General features: G+C 61.8%; 9 protein-coding genes, 1 tRNA gene and 1 pseudogene. 6 read left to right on the top strand and 5 right to left on the bottom strand.

Annotated features, from left to right (window positions below):
- Nucleotides 1-28 precede the first annotated feature (28 nt).
- On the top strand, nt 29-1,921 hold the full coding sequence (locus tag E5W70_RS00915; RefSeq protein ID WP_292653587.1) for a murein L,D-transpeptidase: 1,893 nt from the start codon (nt 29-31) through the stop codon (nt 1,919-1,921).
- 9 nt (nt 1,922-1,930) lie between these two features.
- Here the strand turns inward: E5W70_RS00915 and E5W70_RS00920 are convergent, their stop codons facing one another.
- Nucleotides 1,931-2,407, bottom strand: a complete 477-nt coding sequence (locus E5W70_RS00920) for a hypothetical protein (protein ID WP_292653588.1) — start codon at nt 2,405-2,407, stop codon at nt 1,931-1,933.
- A 127-nt stretch (nt 2,408-2,534) separates the two neighbouring features.
- Nucleotides 2,535-2,786: a PepSY domain-containing protein gene (locus tag E5W70_RS00925; RefSeq protein WP_292653589.1), complete on the bottom strand. Its 252-nt coding sequence runs from the start codon at nt 2,784-2,786 to the stop codon at nt 2,535-2,537.
- A gap of 198 nt (nt 2,787-2,984) precedes the next feature.
- On the opposite strand from E5W70_RS00925, the gene E5W70_RS00930 reads away from it, so the two are divergent.
- Nucleotides 2,985-3,257, top strand: a complete 273-nt coding sequence (locus tag E5W70_RS00930; protein ID WP_292653590.1) for a hypothetical protein — start codon at nt 2,985-2,987, stop codon at nt 3,255-3,257.
- A gap of 175 nt (nt 3,258-3,432) precedes the next feature.
- Complete coding sequence (locus E5W70_RS00935; RefSeq protein ID WP_292653591.1) at nt 3,433-4,098, top strand: hypothetical protein; 666 nt, start codon at nt 3,433-3,435, stop codon at nt 4,096-4,098.
- 278 nt (nt 4,099-4,376) lie between these two features.
- Here E5W70_RS00935 and E5W70_RS00940 read toward each other — a convergent pair.
- Both E5W70_RS00940 and E5W70_RS00945 read right to left on the bottom strand, forming a co-directional pair.
- Nucleotides 4,377-4,451, bottom strand: a tRNA-Val gene (locus tag E5W70_RS00940).
- Between the two features lie 101 nt (nt 4,452-4,552).
- Nucleotides 4,553-5,236: a phosphoglycolate phosphatase gene (locus E5W70_RS00945; protein ID WP_292653592.1), complete on the bottom strand. Its 684-nt coding sequence runs from the start codon at nt 5,234-5,236 to the stop codon at nt 4,553-4,555.
- Between the two features lie 144 nt (nt 5,237-5,380).
- Here E5W70_RS00945 and rpiA point away from each other — a divergent pair, with 144 nt between their 5' ends.
- The 3 genes from rpiA (at nt 5,381) to gor (ending at nt 8,184) form a co-directional block, all read left to right on the top strand.
- Nucleotides 5,381-6,112 (top strand): ribose-5-phosphate isomerase RpiA, encoded by a 732-nt coding sequence (gene rpiA / locus E5W70_RS00950; protein WP_292653593.1) that lies wholly within the window; start codon nt 5,381-5,383, stop codon nt 6,110-6,112.
- On the top strand, nt 6,099-6,677 hold the full coding sequence (locus E5W70_RS00955) for a DUF2059 domain-containing protein (protein WP_292653594.1): 579 nt from the start codon (nt 6,099-6,101) through the stop codon (nt 6,675-6,677). The genes rpiA and E5W70_RS00955 overlap by 14 nt, the downstream gene beginning before the upstream one ends.
- 118 nt (nt 6,678-6,795) lie before the next feature.
- On the top strand, nt 6,796-8,184 hold the full coding sequence (gene gor / locus E5W70_RS00960) for a glutathione-disulfide reductase (RefSeq protein ID WP_292653595.1): 1,389 nt from the start codon (nt 6,796-6,798) through the stop codon (nt 8,182-8,184).
- Between the two features lie 56 nt (nt 8,185-8,240).
- On the opposite strand, the pseudogene mgtE reads toward gor, so the two are convergent.
- A pseudogene (gene mgtE / locus E5W70_RS00965) lies at nt 8,241-9,464 on the bottom strand (magnesium transporter); the annotation flags it as partial.

The raw sequence follows: 9,464 nt of genomic DNA on the forward strand, positions 1-9,464 counted from the left end.
GATCCGGTTCAACCGGAGCGGGTGATCCATGAAACTCCTTGGAAACAAAGCAACCGTGCTGCCGTTTGCGGTGGCCGCGGCAATGCTGGCCTTCGGGGCGCCGAAGGCTGAAGCGCAAGGGTTCTTCGATATGCTTTTCGGCGGCGGCGTCAAACACGCACCGCCGAAAGGTGACTTTCCACCGCCACCGTCAAAATACAAGCCGAAGCCCAAGGCGCCGGCCGCTTCCGGCGGTGGTGCGCAAATCAGCAGCCCGTCCTATTACACCTACAAAAGCGATCCGCTGGTGCGCGTCGATTTTTCGGCACTGTCGGCAGCGCCTGAACCGGCAACGCCTCAGGATGCTGCATTCGAGCCGGCGGCCACCGGGGCTGCATTCCGCGAAGCCATTGCCGGGCTCGACGGCTATGACCTCTACGCCGAGAAGGACATCGCCAAGGCGCTGATCGCCTACTACTCAGCCAATCCGGATTTCATCTGGGTGACGGGAACCAGTCCCAACAGCCGTGCCGAGGATGCGGTGCGGGTGCTGGGCGAGGCCGCGAGCTACGGCCTGACGCCCGCCGACTACACCGTCGAAGTTCCGGCAGCAGGCGAATCGGCGGGCAATGCCGATGAACGCCTGAAAGAGCTGGTCCGCTTCGAGATGGCGCTGTCGGCGCGTGTCCTGCGCTACGCCCGTGACGCACAAAGCGGCCGCGTCGATCCCAACCGCATGACCGGCTACTACGATTTTCCGCCGAAGCCGCTCGACATGGAAGGCGTGCTGAAGACGCTGGCCCACACCCAGCAAGTGCGTACTTATCTCGAATCGCGGCATCCACAGAATTCCGAGTATCAGGCGCTGCGCGTCGAACTGGAAGCGCTCCAGGCCAGCGCCGAAGACGAAATCACCATCGATCCCAATCTGCTGTTGAAGCCGGGGCAGACCAGCCCTGAACTGCCGAAGCTTTTGACAAAGATCGCGCGCAATCTCGATGACGAGATGGGCGGCGCCTATGGCGAGGTCCTGGCGAGGCTCGCCACCAGCCAGGTCTACGATCCGGAGCTGGTGCCGGTGATCAAGGCGGTGCAGAAACGGGCAGGCATGAAAGGCGACGGCGTCATCGGCCCGCGTACCGTTGCATCGTTGGCCGGAACGTCCAAGGCCGACAAAATTCAGAAGGTTCGGGTTGCGCTCGAAGAGTTGCGCTGGTTGCCTTCTGATCTCGGCAGTCCGCGCGTCTTTATCAACCAGCCGGCTTTCACCGCGAGCTACATCGACGACGGCGAGGAGAAGCTGAAGACCCGCGCCGTCGTTGGCAGGCCCACCAACCAGACTGCTTTCTTCTATGACCAGATCGAGCAGATCGACTTCCATCCCTATTGGGGCGTGCCGCAGTCGATCCTGGTCAACGAGATGTTGCCGCGGCTGCGCCGGGATCCGGGCTATCTCGACCGCGCCGGCTATGAGGTGGTCAATGCCCGCGGCAAGCGCATTCCCTCCTCCTCGGTCAATTGGGGCGCCTACGGCGCAAAGATACCTTACGGCGTGCGCCAGCTGCCGAGCGAGGCCAATGCGCTGGGCGAGCTGAAGATACTGTTCCCCAACAAGCATGCCATCTACATGCACGATACGCCGCAGAAGTCGTTTTTCCAGCGCGACATGCGCGCGCTCAGCCATGGCTGCGTTCGCTTGCAGGATCCGCGCGGCATGGCGGCTGCCGTTCTCGGCACCTCGGTCGACTACATCGAGGACAGACTGAAACACGGACATTCGACCGAAGACGTGACACGCAAGATCCCGGTCTATGTCGCCTATTTCACCGCATGGCCGGACCTGTCCGGCACCGTCGAATATTTCAACGACGTCTACGGCCGCGACACACGGCTGCAGCAGGCGCTCGACAGCACCGAAGCGGTGCGTTCGCCGGCTAGCTGAGATACGGTTCTAGCGCTGAAACAGCGGACGCCGGAAGCCGGCGTCGCGCCCGGCGATCAGCCAATAGACCAGGCCGGCAACAATGCCTGCCGCGGCAATGATACCGATATCGGCCCAACGCTCCGGGTTCGTGTCGTCTGGTACACTGGGCCAGATCAAGGCGAAGCCGCCAACCGCGGCCGCGGCGCCGAAGATCATATGCAGCCAAAAACTGCGCAGCGAGAAAAACTCGGCAATCAGTGCGAAGATCAGTGTCTGCAGGGCGGTCAGCACGATCGTCAGAAAATAGATGAACATACCAAGCGGCGGCACCAGAAGCACCGCGACGGGTGTGACACCCATGACGTCGAAATAGTTCGGCGCATTTGGCAGCGAGCTCAGCCCGCCATAGATCGCCGCCACCGCGATCAAGCCCACCAATACCGCAACGAAATAACCGGCGAGCATCATCAGAACGCGCTTCAATACGTGCTTCGCCGTCGCCATGCCCACCCCCGCGCGCAATGATAGCACCCAGTCAGCCATCAAAGTCATATCTACGCAAGGGTGTGCCGAAGGCCGGGGGCCTCCGAGGTGCGCCACTTTTTAGAATCTGGACCGTTGGCGGACAGCTTCATTTCGGCGCGGTTGTCACCGGATCATAGGTGATTTCGACTTTGGCCTTGTCGTTCGTGTAATAAATGACGGTGTAGGCGCCGCTGTCCCAATCGATTTCCTTGATGTAGCGGAAGTCGTCGCGCTGCTCGACTTTAGCAATGATTTCCGACAGCTTCTTGGCATTCTGCGGCGGCACCGGATTTTCGTCCGCGGCAAAAGCCGATCCGCCGACAAGCAGCACGGCGGCCGCCAAAACAAGTCTGGACATGGCTTTCCCTCACATTTCGATCAGCAGAAACTCGTTTCTAGGCAGGTTTGTTCCGGGATCGCCGGGCATTGCGCTACAAGGAGGCGCCGGCCGTGCCTGACTTATGGCCGCCGAAAGAACACGGCGACTGCTTAAAATCATGATGCGTCGCCTCAACATCGCGGCCACAATAGTGCCGGTGGTTATTCGGGGGTCTACATGCAAACGCGTCATGCCATCATATTTGCACTTTCCATACTTTCCATCCTGGCCATTTCGATGCCTGTGCAGAAAGCCGCAGCGCTGGAACCTGAACGCTATAGGGTCTATTGCGCCGACGACCGCATCGAGGTTTCGTTCTGGGATATCGAGCAGATGAAGGTGCGGGCCGGCTCCAACGTTTGCCAGTTCCAAAGCTATACGAGCTACAGCAACGCCTTGAATTTCGCCCAAAAGAATTTTGGCGGCGAGGGGGCGACCTGCAGCTGCTAGTGGTAAAAATCTGACGCTTGGTGCCCAATGCGGATTATCTGTTCCGACCCTTTCCGGTCGTACAGACGTGGCAATGCTACGGCGTCAGTCGACCCGTTCCGATCATTGGCCATCTTGCAACCCTTTGAAATCTGGCGCTAGATGGGACATGGGACCATTACTGCGCGAGGTCTCTATGGCAAACACAGAAGAAGGAACGCGCGTAGCAGGAGTTTGGCTTGCGATCGCCTCTATCCTGCTGGCAGGCGCGCTGGTCGGCCATGGGCCGATCGATCCCGATATGGGTCGCCAGATGGGAGTCATCACCGACGACCCTGTCCGATGGGCGATCATCCATTGGGTTTCCGCGGTAGCGCTATCACTGTTCGTCCTGACAGGTCTGATCGTGCTGGCGGCCAGATCGCGCCTCACCGAGGCGTGGTGGACGTTGTCTGCCTGGGGTGTGCTGACTGTCGGCGCCCTCTGGACCATGACGACCGCGGTGGCCGAGGCCACCGTGGTCTCCGCCGCTGCTGCCGCCGGGGACACGGCAACTTTCGAGGCCTGGTGGGCATTTTCCGAAGGAAAGGCCAACGGCTTCATGTTTTTGGCGTTGGCCGTTGCCGTGATCGCTGGCAACGAGGCGCAGACCACTCACCGAGCCACGCCGGTCTGGGCATCGTACATCGCAGTCGTGGCCGGAATTGGAGCCTTCCTCGGTTGGCCCCTGGGCATGTGGCTCGGAGTCACCCTGGGCAGCTTCGTCTGGGTCGTGGCATCACTGGTGATGTCCCTGTGGACACTTTGGTTCGGGTTGGGTTTAGCGCGGACCGTGATCGGGGTGCGGCCTCGCAATGGGTGACATCGAGTCCATAGCGGGAGCGTAGCGAGCGACCCGCTTGATGACCGCGACGGGCGCTCCAGCCGCTCCGAGGCGGCGGGAATTGCTTCGAGCCGCTGAAAACGGCCTCGACGCGCGAGTTTGCCGAATGGGCGATATGCTTGCAGTAGGCGCGATAAAGCCGCTTCAGCAGCCGGAGCGAAAGGCAGGTTTACCCAGAGCGGGCCTACTGCTTCGGCACCAAGCGTCAGATTTTGACCACTAGCCGCTCTGACTTGGAATTGATTCAGGAAAGCAGATGGTGGGCGATGCAGGGATTGAACCTGCGACCCCACCCGTGTGAAGGGTGTGCTCTCCCGCTGAGCTAATCGCCCGCTCATTGCCCGAAGGCCAAGCGCGCCGCGATATAAGGGAGGCCGGCCTGCGAAGTCAACCACTTGTCGGTCGGCATCTGCGGTCCGCCTGATGCCCGGCTTCAGCCTTCTGCCGAGGCCATCAGTCCTTGTACCAGGTCGAGCGTCAGAGAATCGAAATGCGAGATTACCGCCGACGGTTCGAACTCTCGCACATGGCGGTCGGTGTAGCCGAAATCGACTGCCACCACCGGAATCCCGGCGGCTTTCGCCGTGTCGATGTCGGTCTGCGAATCACCGACCATCAGTGCACGGTACGGGTCGCCGCCGGCGCGCGCGATGGTTTGCGTGAGATGGCGCGGGTCTGGCTTGCGGAACGGAAAGCTGTCCTGGCCGCAGATCGCCGCGAAATGCCTGGTCATACCGAGCGCTTCGATCAATGCCACCGAATTGGCCTCGTATTTGTTGGTGCAGATGGCCAGCAGGTAACCGGCTGCCTCGAACCGTGCGATCGCCTCGGGGACGCCGGGGTAGGGCCGCGATTTGCCAGGGATGTTAACGGTGTAATGGTCCAGAAACAGCTTTAGCAGGCGGTCGTGCTCCTCCACTGCCAGCGACCTGTGCTGCGCTGCGTGAGCGCGCTCGATCATCACGCGGCCGCCATGGCCGACGAAGCGCTTGAAGCCGGCTTCGTCGACGGCCGCGAGCTGGCTGGCGGCAAGACTGTGGTTGAGACTGTCGAGCAGGTCCGGCGCCGTGTCGATCAGCGTCCCGTCGAGGTCGAACACGATGATCGGTCGGGTCATGGCCTGTCCTGTGACGATTTGATTGCCGGCAGGCGATAACCGCTGCGGCCCGTTCAGGCAAGCCGGCTTATCCACCGCGGGCAAGGTCCTTTGACCAGCCCGGCAAAAATGCTACGAGCGCCGAAACAAATCTCGGAACCCGGCATGGATGCGAGGCAATTGAAGGTTGAGGCGGCGCGGGCAGCGCTTGCCCATGTCACGGATGGCATGCGGCTCGGCATCGGCACCGGCACGACAGCGGACGAGTTCGTGCGGCTGCTCGCCGACAAGGTCGCCACCGGCCTGACTGTCATCGGCGTGCCGACCTCGGAACGCACTGCCGTCCTTTGCACCGAGCTTGGTGTGCCGCTGTCCACCCTCGAGGAAACGCCCGAGCTCGACCTCACCATCGACGGCGCCGACGAGATCGATCCGGCGCTGACGTTGGTCAAGGGCGGCGGCGGCGCGCTGCTGCGCGAAAAGATCGTCGCGGCGGCCTCCGCCCGCATGATCGTCATCGCCGACAGCTCCAAGATGGTCGAAATGATCGGCCGTTTTCCGCTGCCCATCGAAGTCAACCGGTTTGGCCTGCGCGCCACCGAAATTGCGGTTGGCGCGGCGGCTGCAAACCTTGGCCTTTCCGGCCCTGTTACATTGAGGATGACGGGGAGCCAGCCATTTGTTACAGACGGCGGCCATTTTATCCTCGATGCATCTTTTGGCCGCATTCCGGATACAAGAGCGCTTTCGAATGCTCTCCACGCCATTCCGGGCGTGGTCGAGCATGGTCTTTTCATCGGGCTGGCATCAACGGCCATCATAGCCGGCGGCGACGGCATCCAAACCGTCCATGCCGCCCGAAAATCAGGGAGTTTTAGCGATCATGATGTTGCATAACCGGGTTGGCCGCTTTTTTGCCATTCTGGCGGCCTCGGCCGTTTTCGCGTTTTCGTCGCCTGCGTTTTCGCAGGATGTCACCGATGCGCATTTGAAGGCGGCGCGCGCCGCCGTCGCGGCGATCCATGCGACGGATACGTTCGACAGCATCCTGCCGCAAGCGGCCGCGGCACTGGAGCAGCAGCTGATCCAGAAGAACCCGGACATGCAGGAATTGATCGCCAAGACGATCAACGAGAAGGCGATGGCCCTGGCATCGCGCCGCGCCGACCTGGAAAAGGAAGCGGCGCTCGCCTATGCAAAGGTGTTCTCGGAAAAGGAACTCAATGAAATTGCCGCCTTCTACAATTCCGATTCCGGCAAGAAGCTGCTCGACAACGGCCCGATCGTGACGCGCGAACTGGTGAAGGCTGCCGAGATCTGGCAGAACGGCCTGGCTCGCGATCTCGCCCAGCAGGTCGGCGAGACCCTGGGTGCAGCGGCGAATGCCAAGGCGCCGGCCGCACCCGCAGACGGCGCCGCCCCGGCAGATGGCGCTGCTCCCGCGGACGCCACACCGAATTGATTGCGGACTTCCGAGCGGCCTGACCGCCACTGGACCAGAAAGCCCGGCAAGTCCGGGCTTTTCTTTTGATAGTCGGCAGCCTACCTGTCTCGGTGTTTGAGGGGCAAGGAGTTCAGCCATGGCCGGTTACGACTACGATCTTTTCGTCATCGGCGGCGGCTCCGGCGGGGTGAGGGCGGCGCGCGTTGCGGCCGCACTCGGCAAGCGTGTCGGCATTGCCGAGGAATATCGCTACGGCGGCACATGCGTGATCCGTGGCTGCGTGCCGAAGAAGCTCTATGTCTACGCCTCGCAATTCCCCGAGCATTTCGCCGACGCCGCCGGTTACGGCTGGACGGTGCCTGAGGCGCGTTTCGACTGGCAGACGCTGGTCGCCAACAAGGACCGGGAAATCAGCCGGCTGGAGGCCATCTACAAAAAAAACGTGCAGGGCGCCGGCGGCGAGGTCTTTCATTCGCGCGCCACCCTGGTCGATCCGCATGTGGTGCATCTTCTCGGTGAGGATCGCACCGTTACCGCCGACCAGATCCTGATCGCTACCGGCGGGCGACCGGCGCCGCATCCGGCATTGCCCGGCCATGAGCACTGCATCTTTTCCAACGAAGCCTTCGATTTAAAGGAGTTGCCGAAGGCAATCATGATCGAGGGTGGCGGCTATATCGCAGTCGAATTCGCCAACATCTTTCACGGCCTTGGCGTCGACACGACGCTGGTCTACCGCGGCAAGGAGATCCTCAGCCGTTTCGACATGGACCTCAGACGCATGCTGCACGACACGATGGAAAAGAAGGGGATAAAAATCCTCTGCCACGCCGTGTCCGAGTGGGTCAGGAAGCGCCCTGACGGCCGGCTCGACGCCCTTGTCACCGGCGGCACGGTGCTGACGGTCGACCAGGTCATGCTCGCCATCGGCCGCATTCCCAATACCGAGAACATGGGCCTGGAGGGCATCGGCATCGAAATGACCAAGACCGGGGCAATCCAAGTCGACGGATACTCCCGCACCAATATCGACAACATCTGGGCAATCGGTGACGTCACCCACCGCGTGCAATTGACGCCGGTGGCAATCCACGAGGCGATGTGCTTCGTCGAGACCGCCTTCAAGGACAATCCGACGGCGCCCGACCACGACACGATCGCTACCGCAGTCTTTTCGCAGCCCGAGATCGGCACTGTCGGCCTGTCGGAGGATGAGGCGGCAAAGCGCTTTTTGGACCTTGAAATCTACCGCGCGACCTTCCGGCCGATGCGGCACACACTTTCCGGCCGCGACGAAAAGATGCTGATGAAGCTGGTCGTCGACGGCGCCTCGAAAAGAGTCCTCGGCGCCCACATCCTCGGGCCGGATGCCGGCGAAATGGCGCAGCTTCTCGGCATACCGCTGAAGGCGGGGCTGACCAAGGATGATTTCGATCGTACCATGGCGGTGCATCCGACCGCGGCGGAAGAACTCGTCACCATGTACAAGCCGACTTACCGGGTGAGAGATGGTGAGCGCGTCTGACGCGACGAGAACCCATCGCGGCAACGAAATTGCCGCGATGGAGGTGCGTGAGCTTTTTACAGCAGCGTTCCGCGCAGGATTACCAGCGCAACCGAAAAATAAATCACCAGCCCGGTGACGTCGACCAGCGTGGCGACGAACGGAGCCGATGCGCTGGCCGGGTCGAAGCCGATGCGCTTCAGGGCGAACGGCAGCATCGATCCAGACAGCGAGCCGAAGGTGACGATGCCAACCAGCGTGGCGCCGATCGTCAATTGCGATCAGCGGCCAATGGGGGCCGTAGTCGTAGAAGCCGAGATACTGCCAGAGCGCGATGCGGCAGACGCCGACCACGCCAAGGATCGAGCCAAGCACCAGGCCGGTGGGCAGCTCGCGCAATGCCACCCGCCACCAGTCGCCGAGGCCGATTTCGCGCAGCGCCAGCGCCCGGATGACGAGCGAGGTCGCCTGCGAGCCGGAATTGCCGCCGGAGCTCATGACCAATGGAATGAACAGGGTCAGCACGATCGCCTTTTCCAGCTCGCCCTCGTAGCTCTGCATCGCGTTGGCGGTCAGCATCTCGCTGATAAACAGCGCGCACAGCCAGCCGGCGCGCTTCTGGATCATCGCCAGAAAACCCATCTTCATATAGGGCTCGTCGAGAGCTTCCATGCCGCCGAAACGATGCACGTCCTCGGTCGTTTCCGAGATCATCGTGTCGATGATGTCGTCGATGGTGACGATGCCGAGGAGCTTGCCGTTGTCCACGACCGGGACGGCGAGCAGATCATATTTCGAGATCAACTGAGCAACCTTTTCACGATCGGTCAGCGGTGAAACGGTGATAGGCGCGCGATCCGGCGCTATTGCCATGATCAGCTCGTCGGGCTCGCCAGCGATCAGTCGACGCAGGCTGGTCGAGCGCAACAGAACATGCGTTTGTGGATCGACGATGTAGATCGCGTAGACGGTTTCGCGCGTCCGCTCCACCTTGCGGATATAATCCAGCGTGCGGGCCAAGCTCCAGTCCGGCGGCGCGCTGACATATTCGGTCGTCATGAGCGAGGCGGCGCTGCCCTCGGGATAGCCGAGAATGGCAAGCAGCGTCGCGCGCAGCGGTGGCGCTAGGCCACCAAGCAGTTCGGAACGAGCCGGCTCGTTCAGATCGCGCAATATGTCGGCGGCGCGGTCGACCGACATGGCCGCAAGCAGTCTGCCTGCTTTGATGCGGGGCAGCGCCTCGACGAGTTCGGATGCGCCGTCGAGCTTCGGCTGGTCGAAGATCTCGACCAGCCGCTCGA

Source organism: Mesorhizobium sp., assembly GCF_005063415.1.
Lineage (GTDB): Bacteria > Pseudomonadota > Alphaproteobacteria > Rhizobiales > Rhizobiaceae > Mesorhizobium.